The sequence below is a fragment of the Micromonospora sp. NPDC047738 genome (assembly GCF_040642675.1).
Classification (GTDB): Bacteria; Actinomycetota; Actinomycetes; order Mycobacteriales; family Micromonosporaceae; genus Micromonospora.
This window is the reverse complement of sequence record NZ_JBEYSO010000014.1, coordinates 113,165-134,055: the sequence shown is the minus strand read 5'-3', so window position 1 is coordinate 134,055 and position 20,891 is coordinate 113,165. Positions and strand designations below refer to the sequence as shown.

Genomic DNA, 20,891 nt, shown 5'->3' with positions numbered 1-20,891 from the left:
CCCGTCACGGTCAGAGATGCTGCTCGAGCAGCTGGACGACCCGCGCCGCGGCGTGGCCGTCACCGTACGGGGTGCCGCGCGGGGCGTCGGGGGCCGGTCGGCTCACCGTCGTCGCCCAGGCGCCGGGCTCCAGCAGGTGCGGGTCGGGCACCAGCCGGTTCCAGTCGCCGGCGAGGGTCTCCACCCACTCCGTCTCGCCGCGCAGCGTGGTGCATGGCCGCCCGAGCAGGTACGCCTCCTTCTGCAGGCCGCCGGAGTCAGTCACCACGCCGGCCGAGCCGAGCACCGCGCTGACCATCCCGGCGTAGCCGAGGGGTCGGCCGGCCCGGATCGCGCCCTGGTCGAGCTTCAGCCCGTACGCCTCCGCGCGGGACACCAGCCGCGGGTGGGCCAGCAGCGCGACCGGCACGGGGGCCGCGGCCAGGGCCCCGAGCAGGGCGGCCAGCCGCTGCGGATCGTCGGTGTTCTCCGCGCGGTGCAGCGTGGCCAGCAGGTACGGCTCCGCGGGGTCGATCCCCTCGGGCAGCTCCGGGGCCGTCCGCCCGCCGGCCAGCACGGCATCCCGGATGCGCAGGCAGACATCGACCATCACGTCGCCGGCCAGCACCGACCGCGCGGCGAGGCCCTCCGCCGCGAGGTGCCGCATGGCCTCCTCGGTCGGCGCGAGCAGCAGGTCCGCCGCGTGGTCGGTGAGCACCCGGTTGTGCTCCTCCGGCATCCGCCGGTTGAACGAGCGCAGCCCCGCCTCCAGGTGGGCCACCCGCAGGTGCTGCTTGACGGCCGCGACGGCGCCGGCAAGGGTCGAGTTCGTGTCGCCGTACACGAGCACCCAGTCCGGGTTCTCCTCGGCGAGCACCGGGTCGATCGCGGCCAGCACCCCGCCGGTCTGGGCGCCGTGGCTGCCCGAACCGATCCCGAGGTGGACGTCCGGATCCGGGATGCCCAGCCCGGAGAAGAACACGTCGGACAGGTCGGCATCGTAGTGCTGGCCGGTGTGCACGATGACGTGCTGGTGCCCGGTGTCCCGGAACGCGGCCGCAATTGGTGCGAGCTTCACCAGCTGAGGGCGGGCACCGACGACACTGACTACCTTCACGGCATGTTCTCCCGATTCTTCTGACCTGCTGCGACGGCTGTGGGAACGCGGTGCCCGGCACGGGCGGCGAAACCGGGCCCGATTCGCCCCGGCCTGGGCTCTGGACACCTTACTTCGAGCCGGGCCCGGATCCGAAGAATCCCTCGTCCGGCTCCGGTGGCGCCCTTCGCCCGGCTACCGGTCCGCGCCTTCCGCCGGGGCCCCGGCGGTCGCCTGGCGGGCCAGTTCGCGTTCCAGCTCCGCCAGCCGGGCGTCGCGCTCGTCGAGCCGCTGCCGCTGGCGCTCGACCTGCTCCTCCAGCTCGCGCAAGCGCCGTCGCACCGCCCGGGTCACCAGGCCGGTGAGCCGGTGCTCGTTGGCCATGCGCAGCACCGTCCGCAGCTCGTCGGCCGGCTCGGGGACGGGATGCGCGGTCCGCCGGGCGACCGTCATGTCGACAAGGTGCCCACGCGGCGGCAGCGGACGGTCGACCCGCTGCACGACGACGGCGGCGGAAACCCCGCGGATCCCCGCGGTGCCCAGCGGTATCGCGTCCACGACCTGGCATCGGGCCGCCACCATCGGCCCGGCCAGCAGGTGGACCGGCAGCTCGTCGACCGGCCAGGCGAGCAGCAGGACTCCCCGGGTTCCGGCGGCCGCCCCGGCCAGCGCCGCCGCCACCTCTGCTGCCTGGAGGTGCACCGCCGGCTCCGGCCCGAGCAGGCCAACCAGGAGCCGGTCCGGGGTGCGGACCAGCTCGGCGGCGTCGGTGACCGGGCACCGGCGGTGGCTGACGTCGTCGGGAAGGGCGTACCGCGCCGCCAGGTCGACCCCCTCGCGGCTGACGTCGACGACCTCCCGGACGCCGCTGAGGTGCAGCGCCAGGACCTCGGGCAGACGCATGGTCGGTCCCCTCAGTGCTCTCGGGTGAAGACGTGGAACCCGATCGGGTTCTGCCGGAACGCGTACGGCCGCCAGCCGTCGGAGCGCAGGCCGCACTCGCTCAGCAGCGGCAGGTAGCGGTTGGTGCCCCGGACCACCTGGTAGTCGCCGTACACCCGGTCGTCCGGTTCCCCCCAGTCGCTGACCACCAGCCGTCCGCCCAGCCCCACCAGCGAGGCGAGGTTACGCACCGATCGTTCCCACTCGTCATCGGCGAGAACATGGAACAGCACGTCGACCGCCAGGACCACGTCGTAGAACCAGGGGCTGCGCCACTGGGCCAGCGGGGAGACGTGGAACCGGGCCGGGCCGCCCCGGTCCCGGCAGTACGCGATCGCGCTCTCGCTGGCGTCGATGCCGTCAACCTGGTGGCCGAACTGGGCGAGTTGCCGGCTGAACCAGCCCTTCCCGCAGCCGGCGTCGAGCAGGTACAGCGGTGCCACCGGATCGGCGTTGTGCCCGATGATGTCCAGCAGCAGCCCGAGCCGCAGGATGTAGAACATCCGGTTCGTGCCCTCGTCGTACGACATGTCGCCGCCCGAGCGCAGGTAGCCCTCGGTGAGGTGCCGCCGGTTCCAGTAGGCGGCGTTCTCCTCTGGCGACAGCAGCGTCATCGCGTCGTACCGCCCACCATCGTGGCCCGCCTCAGAAGACGGCCCGGATGTACGGGATCCGGGCCGCCCCGAGCGAGATCGCGAACGAGGTCACCAGCACCACCGCGAAGGTGCCCAGCATCAGTGGCAGGGACGCGCCCGCGGCGATGGCCGGCACGCTGAACCGGAGCACCTCGAAGACGAGCAGGTGGACGAGGAACACGCCGAAGGACGCCTCGGAGAGCCGGACCAGCCACCGGCCGACGCGGGGGGAGGGCGTCCGCTGGTCGCCGAGGGTCACGCCGACCAGGAAGATGCAGATGGTGGCCGCGGCGACGCTCGCCCCCAGGTAGCCGATCGGCATCAGGGTCTGCAGCAGTGGTCGCTCCGCCCGGGTGCCCCACTGCCACACCCCCTCGGCGAGCAGGGCGAGCCCGGCGACGGACGCCAGCACGAGGCCGCGGCGGCCCAGCCGGACCGTGCGCAGCGCCCATCCGGCGACGAAGTAGCCCACGTACGGCCACCACAGGGTGAGCGCGCCGAGGTGGATCGGCCGGGGCGCGCCCAGCCGGGCGGCGATCGCGGACCCCAGGAAGGCGATCACGGTGAACCCGAGTGCCACGCCCGCGAGGATCAGCGCCCGCCGCCGGCCGCCGTCGCGCAGGAAGGCGACGAGCACCGGCGCGACCAGATACAGCCCGGCGATCAACCAGAGGAAATAGAGCGCGGTGAAGACCCGGGCATCGAACAGTAGGACGCCCAGGCCCTCGATGGTGAGCCGTTCGCCGCGCAGCCCCATCCGGGCCACCACCAGGTAGACAACGTGCCAGACCACCAGGGCGGGGAGGATCCGGACGAAACGCTTGCGATAGAAGGCGCCGGGTCCGGCGGCGTGTGCCCGCGGGGAGAGGGTGAGCGCACCGCTGATCATGACAAACAGGGGCACGGTCCAGATCGCCCCGATGTCGATGCCGGCCGCCAGCCACCACTCGACCGTGCCCCGCAGCTCGTCGTGGCCCAGCACCATCCCGACCGTGTGGATCGCGACCACACCAGAGATCGCCAGGATCCGGAGCACGTCGAGGGAGTACTGGCGGGTGGGGCGGCCGGCCTCGACCGGCGGGGTCCCGGCGGAGCCGGTCGAGGGGGCGGGGGATCGAGGGTCGCGCTCGAGAACGCTACGAGGAGCCGCCGTGGCGGCCTGCGCGGGAACACTCACCCGGTCCATCGTAGTGAGGGGCCGAGGTGCCCCGTTACGACGCCTAACTGTCCGATCGTCCGATGTCCGCGAGGCATCCTCGGCGCTTGCCGTACACTCGCCGGGGTTCCGTGGCAGGAGACGGGGCCCGACAGGGGAGGCGGGAGAAGCATCATGAGGTTCGACGGCGTTGCCGACCCGACCGCCCGGGGCCGGGTCGTGATGCTGGTGGACAACGCCGTCAACGGGGACTCGCGGGTGCAGAAGGCCGCCCGATCCGCGGCGGAGGCCGGGTGGGAGGTCATCCTCCTGGGTCGATCGCCGGTCCTGGAGGCACGCAGCTGGTCCCTCGGCGACGCCCAGGTGCGGCTGCTGCCCATGCCCGATCCGCTCGCCCGCCGCCGGCACGAGTTCCGCCGCGCCTGGCTGCGGTGGCCGTTGGCGTACCCGCCCAGCGGGATCGCCGCGCACCGGGCCCAGGCGGTCAAGGCCTGGCAGGCCGATCTCGCGGTCCGGGCCGCTCAGCTCAAGCTGGCCGACCCCGACACCCCCCGCCTGGCCTTGCGCCGCCGCCTGCTGGCCGCCGAGCGGCTCGCCGCCCAGGCGACCCGGAAATGGGTCTCGTTTCGATACTGGCAGCTCACCCGGGCCCGCACCCGACGCCGGTTCCGCAATCCGTGGGACCGTGCCTACACCCTGTTCTGGCAGGCGGTGAAGGGCGACGGCGCCTGGCGACGGCTGGAGCCGGGGCTGTGGGACTACGAACTGGCCTACGGGCCGGTGCTCGACGAACTGCGGCCGGACCTGATCCACGCCAACGACTTCCGCATGCTCGGGGTGGGCGCCCGCGCCAAGATCCGCGCCGCCGCCGCGGGGCGCGAGATCAAGCTGGTCTGGGACGCCCACGAGTTCCTGCCCGGGCTCCGACCCTGGCAGGACAATGCCCGCTGGCTGCCCGCGCACATGGCGCACGAGCGGGAGTACGCCCGGTACGCCGACGCGGTGATGACCGTCTCCGACGGCCTGGCCGAGCTGCTCCAGCGCCAGCACGGGCTGGCCACCCTGCCCGACGTGGTGCTCAACGCCCCGGCCGCCGACCACGGCGAGGAGCCGGTTCCGGACGCTCCCGCGCCGGATCTGCGGGCGCTCTGCGGCATCGGCGCCGACACTCCGCTGCTGGTCTACAGCGGGGCCGCCGCCCGGCAGCGCGGGCTGGACGTCATGGTCGACGCGCTGCCGCAGCTGCCCGGGGTGCACGTCGCGCTGGTGGTCAACAAGCCCACCGGCCCGTACGTCTCCGGTCTCCTCGCCCGGGCGGCCAAGCTCGGGGTGGCCGACCGGGTGCACGCCCTGCCGTACGTGGCCCACTGGCAGGTGGTGCCCTTCCTGTCGGCGGCGGACGCCGGCGTGATCCCGATCCACCACTGGCCCAACCACGAGATCGCGCTGATCACCAAGTTCTTCGAGTACTCGCACGCGCGGCTGCCGCTGATCGTCAGCGACGTGCGGACGATGGCGGGCACCGTACGGTCGACCGGCCAGGGCGAGGTGTTCCGAGCCGAGGACGTGGCCGACTACGTGCGCGTCGTCCGGGCGGTGCTGGCCGACCCGGCCCGCTACCGCACGGCGTACGACCGGCCCGGTCTGCTGGAGAGCTGGACCTGGGAGGCCCAGGCCAAGGTCCTGGACGTCGTCTACCGGCGGCTGCTGCCCGGGCGGCCCCGACCGGTCGGTGACGCGGCGGCGGGGGAGCCGGTGGCGCGGACGACCGACGCGCAGCCACCCGCGGGGGTCAGCGGGTGAACCGACCCGACGTGACCGTCATCACCGCCGTCTACAACACCATGCCCTACCTGACGCGGTGCCTGACCTCACTGGTCGAGCAGACCATCGGCGCGGACCGGCTGGAGGTCATCGCGGTGGACGATGGCTCCACCGACGGCAGCGGCCGGGAGCTGGACCGGTTCGCCCGGCTCCACCCGGGCACGGTCAAGGTGATCCACCAGCCCAACTCCGGCGGGCCCGCCGCGCCCAGCAACCGCGGCCTGGAGCACGCCACCGGCCGGTACGTCTTCTTCATCGGCTCCGACGACTACCTCGGCCCGGAGGCGCTGGAGCGGCTCGTCGCGGCGGCGGACCGCTACGACTCCGACGTGGTGCTGGGCCGGACCGTCGGGGTCAACAGCCGCTACATCCACCAGGCGGTCTTCGCCCGGACCGAGCCCGACCTGGACCTGTTCGACTCGGCGCTGCCCTGGTCCCTGTCGAACACGAAGCTGTTCCGGCGGGATCTGATCGAGCGGTACGGGCTGCGGTACCCGGAGGACATGCCGGTCGGCAGCGACCAGCCGTTCACCATCGAGGCCTGCGTGCGGGCCCGCCGGATCTCCGTGCTGGCCGACTACGACTACTACTACGCGGTGCGCCGGCTCAACGCCCGCAACATCACCTACCGCAGCCGCCACCTGGAGCGGCTGCGCTGCGCCGAGTCGCTGGTGGAGTTCGTCGCCGGTCTGGTCGAGGCGGGCAAGCGCCGCGACGCGATCCTGCTGCGGCACTTCACCTGGGAAGTCGCCAAGCTGCTGGAGAACGACTTCCTGGCGCTGGACCGGGGCGTGCAGGAGCAGGTCCGGGCCGGCGTACGCACCCTGGTCGAGCGCTACCTGACCGACGAGATCCGCGACCAGTTGCCGATCCAGGCGCGGGTGCGCTTGGGCACCGCCCGGCACGGGGAGTTGGACGACCTGCTCGCCGTCATCCGACAGGACGCCGAGGAGGGCATCCCGCCGGCCGTGGTCGACGGGGAGCACTGGTACGCCGGCTACCCCGGCTTCCGCGACCCCCGGCTCGGCATGGCCGACCGCTGGTTCGAGGTCACCGACCGGGTCGCCGACTGGATCGCCCGGCTGGACACCGTCTCCGTGTCGTTCCTGGGCAACCGGACGCTGGCGGTGACGGCCCGCAGCCCGCGCGGGGATCTGCCCCGGCTGGCCGCCGCGATCCGGCTCCGTGCCGGCGAGACCGTCAGCGCCGACGCGACGCTCGAGGCGGACGGCAACGGGACTGTGGTGCGGGCGCAGCTTCCGCTGGCCGGGCTGCTCGCCGGCGTCGCCCCCGGTGGCGAACTCCGGGTGGTCCGGGCGGAGGCCGAGGCGTTCGGTACCGTTGGTGAGACGGCCCTGCGCGGACCGGCGCGGCCCGTGCCACAGCGCACGGTGCGGCGGCGGGGAGGCCACCTGCACGTCCTTACCGCCACGACGAACCACAAGGGTGAGCTGGTGATCGCCGTAGCACCGCTGACGCCGCGCCGGCTGCTGGCCCGCCTGCGGCACAGGCTTCCACTAGGAGGAAAGAAGTAGCCATGAACATCTGCGTCGTCGCACTGGGCAAGATCGGGCTGCCGCTCGCCGTGCAGTTCGCGTCCAAGGGCCACCGGGTGATCGGAGCGGACGTCTCCGAGCGGGTCGTGCAGCTGGTCAACGACGGCGCGGTGCCGTTCCCCGGTGAGACCGACCTGGACACCAAGCTCAAGGAGGCGGTGTCCGCCGGGCTGCTCAGCGCGACTACCGACACGGCCGCCGCGGTCGCCGAGTCCGAGGCCGTCGTCGTGGTCGTCCCCCTCTTCGTGGACGCCGAGGGCGTGCCGGACTTCGGCTGGATGGACGACGCCACCCGGGCCATCGCCCGCGGCCTCAAGCCGGGCACCCTGGTCAGCTACGAGACCACCCTGCCGGTCGGCACCACCCGCAACCGCTGGGCGCCGATGCTGGAGGAGGGCTCCGGCCTCACCGCCGGCCAGGACTTCCACCTGGTGTTCAGCCCGGAGCGGGTGCTCACCGGCCGGGTCTTCGCCGACCTGCGCCGCTACCCGAAGCTGGTCGGCGGCATCGACGAGGCGTCCGCCGCGCACGGCGTGCGCTTCTACGAGGCGGTGCTGGACTTCGACGAGCGCGCCGACCTCAACCGCCCGAACGGCGTCTGGGACCTGGGCTCGGCCGAGGCGTCCGAGCTGGCCAAGCTCGCCGAGACCACCTACCGCGACGTGAACATCGGCCTGGCGAACCAGTTCGCCCGGTTCGCCGACACCGTGGGCGTCGACGTCACCAAGGTCATCGAGGCCTGCAACACCCAGCCGTACAGCCACATCCACCAGCCGGGCATCGCGGTCGGCGGACACTGCATCCCGATCTACCCGCGGATGTACCTGTGGAACGACCCGGCCGCAACGGTGGTCCGCTCGGCCCGCGAGGCCAACGCCGCCATGCCGCAGTACGCCGTCGACCTGCTGGCCGCCGCGTACGGCGACCTGACCGACGTGGCGGTGCTGGTGCTCGGCGCCGCCTACCGCGGCGGCGTGAAGGAGACCGCCTTCTCCGGCGTCTTCCCGACGGTCGAGGCGCTGCGGGCCCGGGGCGCCACGCCGTACGTCTCCGACCCGATGTACACCACGGAGGAGCTGACCGCGCACGGGCTGCCGGCGTACGAGGGCCAGCCGGTCACCGCAGCGGTCGTCCAGGCCGACCACGCCGAGTACCGGACGCTCGGCCAGAGCGACCTGCCCGGCGTGACGGTGCTGGTGGACGGGCGCCGGGTGACCGACCCGGCCCGTTGGCCCGGCGTTCGCCGCGTCGTCATCGGCGGATGATCTGATCCCGGGCGGGTCCGTCCCGCCCGGGTCAACTCCATGGGACCTGATCCGAACCCGAACGCCCGGACCTCCGGGGCCGGTCGCGGTGCCACCGCGGCCAGCGCGGGAGGTCCGGTGAGTCGGGGCCAGACGAGGAGTGACAGCGCCATCGACGCGGCAACCGGTGCGACGGAAACGCGCCCCCGGATTCTCTACCTGTCCTTCTACTTCCCGCCCAGCCGGGCCAGCGGCGTGTTCCGCGCCCGCGCCACCGCCAACCACCTGGCCCAGGCCGGCTGGGATGTGACGGTGCTGACGGCACCGAGGGAATTCTTCACCCACTATCTGTCCGACGCCAGCGACGAGACGCTGGAGGCGACGGTCGACCCGCGGATACGGGTCGAGCGCCCCGCGATGAACATGCGCCACTGGGAGACGGACCTGCGCAAGTTCGGCCGGCTGCGGGCGAACTTCCCGATGCTCTCCGACCGGCTGCACGCGGCGCTGCAGAAGGCCATCTTCCCCGAGCCATATCTCGGCTGGATGCCCGGCGTCTTCCGGGCCGCGCGGCGGCTGCACAGCGAGCAGCGGTTCGACCTTGTCCTGGCGACCGGCAACCCGTTCGTCTCGTTCGCCGCGGCCCGGCTGCTCGGCCGCGCCTTCCGGGTGCCCTACGTGGTCGACTACCGGGATGCCTGGACCTTCAACCAGTTCACCGAGGAGCTCTCGGTGCCCGAGGGCGGCAAGGCGATGCGGTGGGAGGCCCGGATCCTGCGGGACGCGGCCGAGATCGTCTTCGTCAACGACGGGATGCGGCGCTGGCACGCCGAGCGCTACCCGTTCGCGGCGGACCGGATGCAGGTGGTGCCGAACGGCTGGGAGCCGGAGATCCTCGGCCGGCCGGAGCACACCGTGCCGGACCCGAACAAGCCGCTGCGGTTCGCCTATGTGGGCACCGTGACCTCGTACCTCCCCCTCGACGTGCTCTTCGCCGGGTGGCGGCAGGCCCGGCAGCATCCGCTGCTCGCCGATGCCGAGCTGGACATCCACGGCCACCTGGGATTCTTCCCCGACAACGCACCGCCCCTGCGGCAGCGGATCGCCGAGGAGGAGGACATGGGCGTGCGCTACCGGGGCGCCTTCGGCAAGGCCGAGGCGGCCGGGGTGTACGCGCAGACCGACGGCCTGGTCTTCTGTGTGCCCGGCGCCCGCTACGTCACCTCCGGAAAGGTTTTCGAGTACATGGCTTCCGGCAAGCCGATCGTGTCGGTGCACGAGCCGGAGATCGCGGCGGTCGAGGTGCTGGAGGGCTATCCGCTCTGGTTCGCCGGTCCACGGCTCGACGCCGACTGCGTCGCCCACTCGTTCGTGGCAGCTGCGAAGGCCGCCCGGGACGTCGACCGGGACACCCATGAGGCCGCGCTTCGGCACGCGCACACCTACACCCGGGCGGCCACGCTCGGTCCCTGGGAGGCACGGCTGCGCCGGCTCGCGGAGGGATCCCGGTGACGACTGCCGAGCACAACGTCGTCTACCTGGCGCTCGGTAGCACCCGCGTGAGTGCCGCCGCCGCTCACCTCACCCGGCTGGTCGACCAGGGGCACCAGGTGCTGGCCGTCGTGGCCGACGTGCCGGAGTGGACCGGCGTCGACCTGCCCGCCGCCGCCACCGTGCATCGGGTCCCCCGGGACCCCCGGCAGGCGGTGCAGGCCGCCCGCCGCCTCGTGCTGGGCCAGCGCGGTCTGCTGGCCGGAGTCGATCTCCTGGTCGCCGGCGATCCGGAGGCCGTGCCGGTGGCGTACGCGGCGCGCCGCCGCCGGCGGGACCTGCCGGTCCGGTTCGAGCCGGTCGTGGACGAGGCGCGCCGGCCGGCTGCTGCCGACCTCGCCGTCGTCACTCCCTGGTATCCGTCACCGGCGGATCCGCTCGCCGGCACGTTCGTCCGTGCCGCGGTGGCCGCGCTCGGGCAGCGGTACGACCGGGTGTCCGTGCTGCACACGGAGGAGTGGCCGACGTCCTCCTCCTCGTCGGCGGCGCCGCTGGTCACCGTGACGCTGGAGCGGCTGGCCCGGCTCGTCGACGCCGCGGCGGTGCTCGACGAACCCGAGGCCGAACTGACCCGGATGGCCGTACCCCTGCTGGCCCGGCCCCGGGAGTTCGTCGCCCGGGCCGACGCGCACCTCGACGCGGTGCGCGCCGCGCTGCCCACCGGCCGGATCGAGGCGCCGGTGGTGCACGCGCACGGCGGCATGTTCGGCGGGGTGGTGGCGACCGCCCTGGCCCGGCCCGACGCCCGCGTCGTGGTGATCGAGTCCTCGCCGCTGCTGGCGCAGATGCTGGCCCAGCCGGCGACGCGGGAACGCTACGAGCGGGTGCTGGAGCGGGCCGACGAGGTGGTCTGCACCAGCCCGTTCCTGTCCGAGCTCCTCGGCGCGAACTTCCCCGCGCACCTGGACAAGCTCCGGGTCGTGCCGAAGATCGTCGACTTCGACGTCCTGCCCGCACGGTCCACGCCGCCGGCGAAGTTGCGCCGCTGGCTGCACGTCGGGCCGCTCCTTCAGCGGCGGGGCCTCTCGATGGCCCTGGAGGCGTTCGCCGAGGTCGCCGCGGCGGATCCGGGGGTGACGCTGACCCTCGTCGACGCCGCCACGACGGGGCGCCGGGTGACGGACCGCATCAAGGAGCTCAAGCTACGCGACCGGGTCACCTTCGTACCCCCGGTGCCGCACACCGCCTTTGCCGACCTGCTGCACGGGCATGACCTCCTGGTGCACGCCGGCCAGCCGGAGGGGCTCGGCGAACTCCTGGTCGAGGCCGTCGCCACCGGCACGCCCGTGCTGGCGGCCGTTGAGGCGCCCACCGAGCCCATGCTGGCCGTGCTGTCCGAAGTGGCCGGGACGCTGGTCGAGACGGCGCAGGACGCCTCGGGGATGGTGGACGGCTACCGTCGCCTGGGCGCGCGCCTCGGCAGGGCCGACGTGAGCGCCGCCCGGGCGGCGCTCCAGGCGCGGTACGAGGCGCCGGCCGTACTGCCGCAGTTGACCGGCGAACAGGTCCCGGAGGCCCCCGTGACGGCCCCGGCTCGCCCGGGTGGCCCGGCCGCGGCCGGTCCCGAACCGGCTGCGACTGCCGCCCCGGCGACGGTCGCGGGGGAACGGATCGTCCTCGTCGCGATCAACGCGCCCCGGTTCTACCCGGCCCGGGACTTCGCACTGCGTGCCGCCGCGGCGGGCTTCGGCGTCGACGTCATCACCCACGACGCGAACCTGTGGCGGGAGGCGGCGCGGGATCCCCGGCTGCGTGTCCACCCGATCGACGTGGCGGAGTCCCGCCGCCCGATGCTCCGCGTCGAGCAGGCGATCGTCTACCGGGTGCCCGGCAAGGTGCTGTCCGCGGCCCGGAACCGCACCCGCCGGCAGGAGTCCATCTGGCCCGAACTCGGCGTCCTGAACGCACAGCGGGCGCACCGGAAGCTGGCGAGGCTGGTGCACGACTCCGGCTTCGAGCGGGGTTACCGGATCGTGCGGCCGAGAATCATGTGGCGGGTCGTTCGACGTGACGTGCTGCCCAAGCTGGACCTGACCCGCACCCGCCGGGTCGTGGTGGCGGGCACCTACGGGGTGACGGTCGGTTGGCAGCTCGCCCGCCGGCACCCCGATCTCGTCGTCACCACCTCGCTGCACGGCTTCGAGTAGCGGTGGGGCCGGTGGCCGGCGCGGGGGTTCCCGGCCGGCCACCGGTGCCGTCAGTGCTGCGCCGGGGGGGTGTCGACGTCCCGGGAGACGACGTCGCCCTTCTCGTCGACCCAGCCCTTCGGGCGCGCCGGGTTGCCGGCCACCAGCTGGTACGGCTTGACGTCCTTGGTGACCACGGAACCGGCGGCGATCATGGCGTACTCGCCGACCTCGATGCCGCAGACCAGGGTGGCGTTGGCGCCGATCGAGGCGCCCCGGCGGACCAGGGTCGGGGTGATCGTCCAGTCCGGGTTCTGGGCGCGCGGGCGGAAGTCGTTGGTGAACACCGCGGACGGGCCGACGAAGACCTCGTCCTCGATGGTGACGCCCTGGTAGACCGAGACGTTGTTCTGGATCTTGACGCGGTCGCCGACGGTGACGTTCGCGTCGACGTACACGTTGCGCCCGATCACGCAACCGGCACCGACCTGGGCGCTCGACCGGATGTGGGCCAGGTGCCAGACCTTGGTGCCGTCGCCGACCTGGGCACCGTCCTCCACCTCGGCCGTCGGGTGGACGAACACGGACGGGGAACGGTCGTTGGTGTCAGTCATCCTTCAACTCGCATCGTCGCAGGGCGCGCCGTCGCGCCATCGGAGCCGTGCGTCGGACCGCGCCCGGGGGACCGAGGCGACCGCGCGGGCCGGGACCAGCCGACACCCGGCGGCGTCGGCCGGCCGGTGATCGGGCTCGGCGTAGCATACCGAGCCGGCAGTCGAGCAACGCCGACAGCACGTCGGCGCCCGGTGGTCCGTCAGCGGCTGCGGGCGGCGGCACCCGCCGAAGCGCCAGCGGTCAGGGCGACCACTTCCAGATCAGGCTCAGGTAGACGCCGTAACCCGCGGAGACGACCACGAGAAACGCGAACACGGCCAGCATGGTGCTCCGCCGCGCCTTCGCCACCCCCACGGCGACCGGCAGGAGCAGCGTGAAGGCGGGCACCAGATAACGGCCCTTCGCCCAGTAGTAGTTCTCCGTGCCGATGCTGAGCAGGAAGAACATGACCGAGTAGACCACCAGCGGCAGCGGGTAGCGGTGCAGCACGAGCAGCGCGATCAGCACCACCGCGACACCCAGCAGCAGGGTGGACACGTACATGGGCAGCGAGGCCGGCTCGACCAGCACCTTCTTCAGCGTCCTGGCCGTCGAGACGCCGCCGTCGAAGCCGATCCGCCAGTACTTCTCCTGCATCTCGAAGTAGGCGTCGACCCGGCCGAGGCGATGCCCGATCCAGGCCAGGTAACCCAGGTAGCCGAGTGGGGCGAGCAGCCCCGCCACCCACGGCCGCCAGCCGTCCTGGCGGCGGACGATCGCCACCAGAGCGGCCACCCCGACCGCCGCGACCAGGGTTGTGGCGGTCGGCCGGGAGAGGCCGGCGACCAGGCAGAGCAGGCCGGCGGTCAGCCACTGCCGGCGCAGCAGCGCGTAGAGCGTCCACGCGACGAGCGCGGTGAACACCGTCTCCGTGTAGGCCATGTTCTGCACGACGGCGTGCGGCAGGACCGCCCAGAGGGCCACCAGGATCAGGCCCACCTTGCGCGAGCTGAGGTGCGCGCCGACGGCGTAGATGCCCCACGCGGCGGCCAGGCCGGCCGCCCAGGAGACGATCAGCGCGGCGACCTGGGTGGAGAACGGGGTGACGGCGGCGACCGCCGCGATCAGCCCCGGGTAGAGCGGGAAGAACGGCAGGTTCGGCAGCGTGCTGTGGGACTTCGGGTGGTTGCCGACCATCCCGGTGTCGTATCCGTCGTCGGCGATCCCCACGTACCAGATGCCGTCGAACCGGCTGTGCAGCAGCGACCAGAAGTCCGCGCCGGACCGGTGGGCGAAGAGCCCGAGGACGACCAGCCCGCTGAGCCGCAGCAGGGCGTAGAGCGCGACCGGCGCCACCGCCGGGTGCCGGTGCCAGGGCCGCCCCGGACGTTCCTCGGCCACGGCATCCGACTGGCCCTCCGCGTCGGCGCGGGATCCCGGGTCCCCGGGGCGTTGCCGAAGGGCGGTCGGGGCGTCGACGTCGGGAGCGAACGCCGGCTCGTCGTGCGCGGGGGCGGGAGCGGACACAAGGCAGAACCATAGCCCACCGGCCCGACCCGCCGTACCCACGACGTGCCTGGGGCTCCCGTCGCGCGCGCACGTCTGCCACGATGCGTGGGCAGCAGGTAGAGGGAACGGAGGCACGGGTGCGGATCCTCCTGGTCGAGGACGATCGTCGGGTGGCCGGCGCCCTGTCCTCCGCGCTGATCCGGCGGGGCTACGAGGTGGAGCACGCGGCCACCGTGGAAGCCGCCCTCTCCGCCGCCCCCTGCGATCTGGTGCTGCTCGACCTGACCCTGCCCGACGGCGACGGCACCGACCTGTGCCGGGAACTGCGCCGGCGCAGCAGCCAGCTCGGCATCATCGCGGTGACCGCCCGGGGCGAGGAACGCGACCGGGTGCTCGGCCTCCGGCTGGGCGCCGACGACTACGTGGTCAAGCCGTTCTCGATGGTGGAGCTCCAGGCGCGCATCGAGGCGGTGCTGCGGCGGGCGGCGCACACCGTGCCGGAGCGCAACCTGATCGAGGCGGGCGCGGTCCGCATCGACGTGGGCGGCCGGACGGTCAGCGTGGCCGGCCGAGCGGTCGCGCTCACCCGCAAGGAGTTCGACATCCTGCTCTCCCTGGCCCGGCAGCCCGGCGTGGCCGTGCCGCGGGACCGGATCCTGCTCGACGTCTGGGGCACCACCTGGGCGGACCGGCACACGGTCGAGGTGCACGTCGGCTCGCTGCGGGGCAAGCTCGGCGACCCGAAGCTGGTGGAGACCGTACGCGGGGTCGGCTACCGGCTCCGCGGCGAGTGAGGGGGCCGGGGTGCGCCGCCGGCTGGTGATCAGCTATCTGCTGCTGATGGTGCTGGTCCTGCTGGCCCTGGAGACGCCGCTGGCGGTCACCCTGGCCACCCGGGAGACCGACCGGGTCCGCGCCGACCGGCTCGCCGACGCCAGCCGGTTCGCCTCGCTGGGCGGCCCGGCGCTGCGCGGCGGCGGGCCCGGCCCGCTCGACAGCGAGCTGGCCGCCTACGACGACCTGTACGGCATCGCGGCCGCGCTGGTCGACCGGGAGGGCGGTACCGTGACCGCCTCGGTGAGCTGGGAGCCCGGCCCGGGCACCGTCGTCGCCCTGGACACCGCGCTGGCGGGCCAGCAGTTCAGCGGGCCCGACTCGGTGTGGCCCTGGGTGGACGAACCGGTCGTGGTGGCGGTCCCGGTCACCGACGGCGGCGAGGTGCTCGGCGCGGTGGTCACCGCGACCCCGGCCGGCAAGGTCCGACGTACCGTGGCCTCCTGGTGGGCGCTGCTCACCGCGATCGGCGTGCTCGTGGTGCTGGCCTGCATCTCCACCGCGTTCGGGCTGGCCGGCTGGGTGCTGCGTCCGGTCACCGAGCTGGACGCGGTGACCCACGAGATCGCCGAGGGCGACCGCACCGCCCGGGTACGCCCCCGGCTCGGCCCGCCCGAGCTGCGCCGACTGGCGGCGAGCTTCAACAACATGGCCGACGCGGTCTCCGACGTGATGGACCGGCAGCGGGCGTTCGTGGCGCACGCCAGCCACCAGCTGCGCAACCCGCTGACCGCGCTGCGGCTGCGGGTGGAGGAGCTGGGACCGAGCCTGACCGACGACGACGGCCGCGCCGAGCACCGGCTGGCGCTGGAGGAGACCGACCGACTGGCCACCCTGCTCGACGCCCTGCTCACCCTGGCTCGGGCCGAACGGGCGGAGAACCAGCGGGTCACCGTGGACGCCGCCGAGGTCGCGGCCTCCCGGCTGGCGGCCTGGCTGCCGCTGGCCCGGCACCGGTCGGTCACCCTCCGGCTGGACGCAGCCGCGGCGCCCGCGTACGCCCGGACCGTGCCGACCGCGATCGACCAGGCGCTCGACGCGCTGATCGACAACGCGGTCAAGTTCAGCGGTACCGGGGCAGAGGTGACCGTGGCGGTACGCCCCGCCGACGGTGGAATCGCGCTGCAGGTGCGGGACACCGGCCCGGGCATGACGGCCAGCCAGCTCGACCAGGCCACCGAGCGGTTCTGGCGGGCGCCCGACGTGCAGAACGTGGACGGGGCCGGGCTGGGGCTGACCATCGTGGCGGTGCTGGTCGACGCCTCCGACGGCCGGTTGACGATGCGCCAGGGCCGGCCCCGGGGGCTGGTCGCTGAGCTGTGGTTCCCTAGCCCGGAGGAACCCGTCACGGGCCCGGCGAGCGGCGACGGCGCCGACGGCACCGGCCCGGCCGAGCGGGTCGGCTCCGTCGTCGGCTGAGCCCGCGCCGCGGATCCTTCGGGGTCAGGGTTTGGTCGACCGGTACCAGCCCGCCGCCCCCGGATGCAACGGGAGCGGGGTGGTGACGATCGCGGACCGGGGACTCATCCGGCCGGCCGCCGGATGGGCCGCGGCCAGCTCCTCCCGGCGGTCCATCAGCAGCCGGGTCAGCTCCCGCACCAACGCCTCCGGTAGGTCGGCGCGGACGATCAGGTAGTTCGGGTTGGCCACCGTGCTGATCGGGTCCACACCGTACACCGAGCGGGGAATGTCCCGGGTCACGTACACCTGCCCGTACCGGCGGCGCAGCGGCTCGGTCCACTCACCCAGGTCGACCAGCCGCATCGCGGTGCTTCCGGCCAGGTCGGCGACGCCGCGTACCGGCAGGCCGCCGGAGAAGAAGAACGCGTCGATCCGGCCGGCCCGCAGCGCCGCGAGCGAGTCGTCCAGGCCCAGGTGCTCCTGCCAGACCTGGTCGCCGCCGAGCTGCGCCACCTCCAGCAGGCGAATGGCGGTGACCTCGGTGCCGGAGCCGTAGGCGCCCACCGACACCCGCCGCCCGCGCAGGTCGGCGAGCGTGCGTACCGGGCCGCCGGCGGTGGTGACCAGGTGCAGCAGGTCGTCGTAGACCCGGGCCACGGCGAGTACGGCGGGGTGGTCCGGGGACCGGGGTGGCAGCACGTCGGCCTGGGTGAAGCCCAGCTCCGCCTCCCCGGAGCCGACCAGCCGGACGTTCTGCGCGGACGCCGCGGTGACCACCACGCTGGCCTGCACGCCGGGCAGCTCCCGGTTGAGGATGGCGGCCAGCGACTGGCCGAAGGCGTGGTAGACGGCGGTCGGGCTGCCCGTGGCGATCCGGATCCGCACGGCCGGGGTCGGCGCGTCCCGGCAGCCGGCGAGCCCGCCGAGGGTCGACACCAACAGCAGCACCAGGGCCGCCGGCGCCGAGGTCGGCCGCCGGCCGCGCACAGACCAGCGTCGGCTCACGCGCTGCACTCTGCGCTGTGCACCCGCCGCCGCGCAAGCCCGGACGCGGCGCCGGTGGTCCCGCCCGGCGCGGTGCGGACGGTTCGACCCGGCGGCGCCGCGCGGCGGCCGGGCCGGGCGGACGGCTCAGCAGGCCTGCGCCGGGGCGAGGGTGGCGCTGTCCACGATCCGCGCGCGGTGCGGGCCGTTGGGCACGCTCACCAGGAAGCAGCCGCCGCCGGGCCGGAGCACCGCCGGGACGTCCAGCAGCGCCGCGCTGCGGACCAGGACCGCGGCCAGGTCCCGGTCGGTCAGCCGGACGCCGAGACAATGCCGGCGGACGTGCCGCCCGCCGGCCAGCAGCGCCGCGCGCCAGGCCGCCGCGGCCAACCGGGGCCGCCACACCCGCCGGGCCGGGGAGGCGCCGGGGACGGGCCCCCCGAGCAGCTCCCGGCGGCCCTGCCGCCAGCCGGTCTCCAGCAGGATCGCGTACGCCGACCAGTGCTCCCGGGGCACGGACAACCGGTGCAGCTCGTAGCGGCGGCGCAGGCCGCCGGTGGTCAGCTCGTGCTCCACCGGTACGTCCAGGCGGCCGAGCAGCTGCCGCATCCGGTGCGCCGCGGCCTCGTGGTTGAACTCGGCGACCCCGCCCCGGTACGTGCCGGAGTCGACCCGGCGGCCGTCGGTGGCCGGGGGTGGGGTGCAGCGCATCAGGCAGGCGACCTCGAACGCGTCGGCCAGGGTCAGCCAGTCCAGCGGTGGGAGCGGCAGCGACCGGTGTGGCCGGTCGAGCAGCGTGGAGTCGGAGGCCATGGCAGGAACTCCTTGTCGGCGTGGGGTTCCCTTACCGTGGCCCCCTGGCCGGCACGACGAAACCGCTGCGCCCGAGCCTTGAGGAAAAATTGCGGCTACAACTCCGTCACGACGACGTCAACCTGGCGTGGCCGGCCGGCGGGCGCGGGCTGCTCCTCGACCGTGTACTTCAGGTCCCGCAGCGCTCCCACCAGGGCGGCAGTGGTGCGCGGCCGGACGCCGGCCGTGAGCAGGTCGCGGACCAGCCGGCCCTTGGTGGCCTTGTTGAAGTGGCTCACCACCGACCGGGTCGGCACCCCATCGACGTCGCGCTCGTGCAGCACCCGCACCGTCACCGTGCGCTCCGCGACCTCCCCGCGCGGCGCCCAGGTGGCCGCGTACGCGCCGGAACGCAGGTCCAGCACCGGCCCCCGGCCGGCCGCCGCCGCCATCGCCGGGACCAGCGCCTGCCGCCAGTACGCCGACAGCGCCCCGATCCCCGGCAGCTTCGCCCCCACCGGGCAGCGGTACGGCGGGATCCGGTCGGTGAGGCGTACCGCGCCCCACAGGCCGGAGCTGACCAGCACCGAGCGGCGGGCCAGCCGGGCCGCGGCGGGCGGCAGCGAGGCCAGGTCGAGCGCCTCGTAGAGCACCCCGGTGTAGATCCGGTCGGCCGGCGCGGTCGCCGCCACACGCAGCCGGGCATTGCGGCGCAGTTCGCCGCCCTGCCCCTCGCTGAGGCCCAGCGCGGCCCGGGCCGCCGCCTCGTCCGGCCCGGCGCAGAGCGCGACGAGCGCGGCCAGCACCTCCTCCCGGGCCGGGGTCAGCTCCGGCAGCGAGAGCCGGGACAGGTCCAGCCGGCGACCGGTGCCGGCCTCGGCCTTCCCCTCGGACGGGGGCAGCAGGATGAGCATCGGCTCAGCGTACGACCCAACCTCAGCGCCAGGGCCGGACGGCGCTCTCCGGGTGGTACACGCGATAGCCGCCGACCTCGGCGACCACGGCGGCGTCGGCCCCGTCGCCGAGCCACCAGCGCAGCGTGCGCTCCGCCGACGACCCGGCCTTGAGCACGTACCCGGGCCGGGCCGCCCGCCCCACCTGCCGCCAGTACGGCGGGTAGCGGTTCTGCCCCGGGGTCAGGTTGCCGTCGAGCACCCCGCAGACCACCGCCTCGCCGGTGTTGAAGATCAGCCGGTTGCAGGTCCAGTAGTCGCCGTACACCTCGTGCAGCCCGGCCCCACGGACCGCGTCGGCCAGCTCACGGGTCTGCCGCTCCTCGGCCCGCACCGACGGGGCGTCCGCGACGAACGCCACGGTGGCCGCCACCGTCGCCGCGGCCACCGCGGCCAGCGCCAGGCCGGCCACCGCCCCGCCGACCCGGGCCGCCACTCCCGCCGTGCCCCGCCAGGCTTCCGCGGCGGCCAGCCAGAGCGGCCACAGCACCGCCGGCAGCGAGATCTGCAGCACCGACAGGTAGCGGGCGTTGCCCAGCGGATCGGTCGCGGCGAGCGGGCTGCGCACGTACCCGAGCAGGGTCAGCACGGCCCCGACGACCAGGGCGAGGTGCGCGACCACCCGGACCCGTCCGGCGGCGTTGGCGGCCTGCCGGAGGGCGACCAGCCCCAGCACGGCGGCGGCCACCAGCAGCACCGGGTAGAGCAGCCCGAACCACTCCTGCCACCGGGCGCAGCCGGCCGCGCGGCAGAGCCCGCCGGCCAGCGGCACCCCCTCCAGCAGGCCGCCGTGCACCCGGTCCGACCAGGACGGCGCCGCGCCCGCCTTCGTGCTGATCTGCCGGAACACCGACAGCGAGTCCTGCCCGGGCGGGGCATCGAGATTGTCCTTGATCATCGGGGCGACCCCGACCACGAAGCCGGCGATCAGCAGCACACCGGGCCAGCCGATCAGGTCCCGGGGCGCCGCCCAGAGCAGCACGATCCCGGCCACCGCCAGGTAGGGCACGATCAGCCAGTCCGACCAGAGCGCCAGCCCGGCGAGCAGGCCGAACACGCCGGTGGCCAGCCAGCGGTGCCGCACCCGGCGTTCGCCGAGGGCCACCGCGATCAGCAGCATCGCCAGCACCGCCGGCTTCACCTCCGGCCGGCCGCCCACCACGGTGAGCTGGTCCCGGACCACCCGCTCCGAACCGAGCGCCAGCAGCCCCACCACGAAGGTGGCCAGCCAGGGGGAGTAGAGGCGGCGGGTCAGCCGGTACGCCAGCCAGAGGAAGACCGCGTAGAGCACCAGCAGTGGCAGCCGCAGCACCGGCCAGCTCGGCCCGGCCCAGCCGACCAACGGGGCCGCCAGGTAGGACTCCAGCACGCCCATGTAGTGCTGGCCGTACAGGAAGACCGGCCGCTCGCGGCCGGCGGCGATGTGCAGGGCGGCGAGGCCGAACGTCGCCTCGTCGCTGTTCGAGCCGGGCAGGGTCAGCAGCGTCAGGACCAGCCGGTAGCCAACCCCGGCCGCCCCGAGCAGCAGGGCGACGAGCGCCGGTCGGTCGAGTGTGGGGTGCCACCACCCGCGGTGCTGCACAGCTGTCGACACGACCAACGCCCCCGTCGTCGTCCCGACCGCAGTTTTTCACGGTGCCACCCGGCGGCGGGGCGGATCGGCGGAGTCGGGGCCGGCCGCACTCGCGTGGCCGCCGTCGCCCGCGTGTGGCAGG

General features: G+C 74.1%; 17 protein-coding genes. 7 read left to right on the top strand and 10 right to left on the bottom strand.

The annotated features are described in order from the left end of the window. Positions 1–10: 10 nt before the first annotated feature. The 4 genes from wecB to ABZ783_RS22335 form a co-directional block, all read right to left on the bottom strand. Positions 11–1,096, bottom strand: a complete 1,086-nt coding sequence (wecB, locus tag ABZ783_RS22350; protein WP_357441382.1) for a UDP-N-acetylglucosamine 2-epimerase (non-hydrolyzing) — start codon at positions 1,094–1,096, stop codon at positions 11–13. A gap of 174 nt (positions 1,097–1,270) precedes the next feature. After that, positions 1,271–1,978: a hypothetical protein gene (locus tag ABZ783_RS22345; protein WP_357441380.1), complete on the bottom strand. Its 708-nt coding sequence runs from the start codon at positions 1,976–1,978 to the stop codon at positions 1,271–1,273. An 11-nt stretch (positions 1,979–1,989) separates the two neighbouring features. Beyond that, entirely contained in the window at positions 1,990–2,631 is a 642-nt protein-coding gene (locus ABZ783_RS22340; protein ID WP_357441378.1) for a class I SAM-dependent methyltransferase, read from the bottom strand. Between the two features lie 31 nt (positions 2,632–2,662). Further along, positions 2,663–3,829 carry an acyltransferase family protein gene (locus ABZ783_RS22335; protein ID WP_357441376.1) on the bottom strand — a complete coding sequence of 389 codons (1,167 nt, stop codon included), beginning with the start codon at positions 3,827–3,829 and terminating at the stop codon, positions 2,663–2,665. A gap of 201 nt (positions 3,830–4,030) precedes the next feature. Here ABZ783_RS22335 and ABZ783_RS22330 point away from each other — a divergent pair, with 201 nt between their 5' ends. The 5 genes from ABZ783_RS22330 (at position 4,031) to ABZ783_RS22310 (ending at position 12,130) form a co-directional block, all read left to right on the top strand. Beyond that, positions 4,031–5,611, top strand: a complete 1,581-nt coding sequence (locus ABZ783_RS22330) for a glycosyltransferase family 4 protein (protein WP_357441430.1) — start codon at positions 4,031–4,033, stop codon at positions 5,609–5,611. Beyond that, positions 5,608–7,167, top strand: coding sequence for a glycosyltransferase family 2 protein (locus ABZ783_RS22325; protein ID WP_357441374.1), 1,560 nt, complete (start codon positions 5,608–5,610; stop codon positions 7,165–7,167). The genes ABZ783_RS22330 and ABZ783_RS22325 overlap by 4 nt, the downstream gene beginning before the upstream one ends. Before the next feature lie 2 nt (positions 7,168–7,169). Then, complete coding sequence (locus ABZ783_RS22320; protein WP_357441372.1) at positions 7,170–8,453, top strand: nucleotide sugar dehydrogenase; 1,284 nt, start codon at positions 7,170–7,172, stop codon at positions 8,451–8,453. 117 nt (positions 8,454–8,570) lie between these two features. Next, positions 8,571–9,944, top strand: a complete 1,374-nt coding sequence (locus tag ABZ783_RS22315; RefSeq protein ID WP_357441371.1) for a glycosyltransferase — start codon at positions 8,571–8,573, stop codon at positions 9,942–9,944. Then, a complete protein-coding gene (locus ABZ783_RS22310) occupies positions 9,941–12,130 on the top strand; it encodes a glycosyltransferase (protein WP_357441370.1) in 2,190 nt (729 codons plus the stop codon). The genes ABZ783_RS22315 and ABZ783_RS22310 overlap by 4 nt, the downstream gene beginning before the upstream one ends. A 50-nt stretch (positions 12,131–12,180) precedes the next feature. Here the strand turns inward: ABZ783_RS22310 and ABZ783_RS22305 are convergent, their stop codons facing one another. Both ABZ783_RS22305 and ABZ783_RS22300 read right to left on the bottom strand, forming a co-directional pair. After that, positions 12,181–12,723, bottom strand: a complete 543-nt coding sequence (locus ABZ783_RS22305; protein WP_357441368.1) for an acyltransferase — start codon at positions 12,721–12,723, stop codon at positions 12,181–12,183. 241 nt (positions 12,724–12,964) lie between these two features. Continuing rightward, positions 12,965–14,230 carry a glycosyltransferase family 39 protein gene (locus ABZ783_RS22300; RefSeq protein ID WP_357441367.1) on the bottom strand — a complete coding sequence of 422 codons (1,266 nt, stop codon included), beginning with the start codon at positions 14,228–14,230 and terminating at the stop codon, positions 12,965–12,967. A gap of 83 nt (positions 14,231–14,313) precedes the next feature. On the opposite strand from ABZ783_RS22300, the gene ABZ783_RS22295 reads away from it, so the two are divergent. Together ABZ783_RS22295 and ABZ783_RS22290 are read left to right on the top strand one after the other, a co-directional pair. After that, the gene (locus tag ABZ783_RS22295) at positions 14,314–15,006 is read left to right on the top strand and encodes a response regulator transcription factor (RefSeq protein WP_357441366.1); all 693 of its coding nucleotides are present in this window, start codon (positions 14,314–14,316) and stop codon (positions 15,004–15,006) included. 10 nt (positions 15,007–15,016) lie between these two features. Beyond that, positions 15,017–16,465 (top strand): HAMP domain-containing sensor histidine kinase, encoded by a 1,449-nt coding sequence (locus ABZ783_RS22290; RefSeq protein ID WP_357441364.1) that lies wholly within the window; start codon positions 15,017–15,019, stop codon positions 16,463–16,465. 24 nt (positions 16,466–16,489) lie between these two features. On the opposite strand, the gene ABZ783_RS22285 is transcribed toward ABZ783_RS22290, so the two are convergent. From ABZ783_RS22285 to ABZ783_RS22270, 4 genes are all read right to left on the bottom strand, one after another. Then, positions 16,490–17,461 (bottom strand): TAXI family TRAP transporter solute-binding subunit, encoded by a 972-nt coding sequence (locus tag ABZ783_RS22285; protein WP_357441363.1) that lies wholly within the window; start codon positions 17,459–17,461, stop codon positions 16,490–16,492. A gap of 117 nt (positions 17,462–17,578) precedes the next feature. Then, positions 17,579–18,244: a hypothetical protein gene (locus tag ABZ783_RS22280; RefSeq protein ID WP_357441362.1), complete on the bottom strand. Its 666-nt coding sequence runs from the start codon at positions 18,242–18,244 to the stop codon at positions 17,579–17,581. A gap of 95 nt (positions 18,245–18,339) precedes the next feature. After that, a complete protein-coding gene (gene yaaA, locus ABZ783_RS22275) occupies positions 18,340–19,137 on the bottom strand; it encodes a peroxide stress protein YaaA (protein ID WP_357441360.1) in 798 nt (265 codons plus the stop codon). A gap of 22 nt (positions 19,138–19,159) precedes the next feature. After that, complete coding sequence (locus ABZ783_RS22270; protein ID WP_357441358.1) at positions 19,160–20,770, bottom strand: hypothetical protein; 1,611 nt, start codon at positions 20,768–20,770, stop codon at positions 19,160–19,162. Between the last annotated feature and the right edge of the window lie 121 nt (positions 20,771–20,891).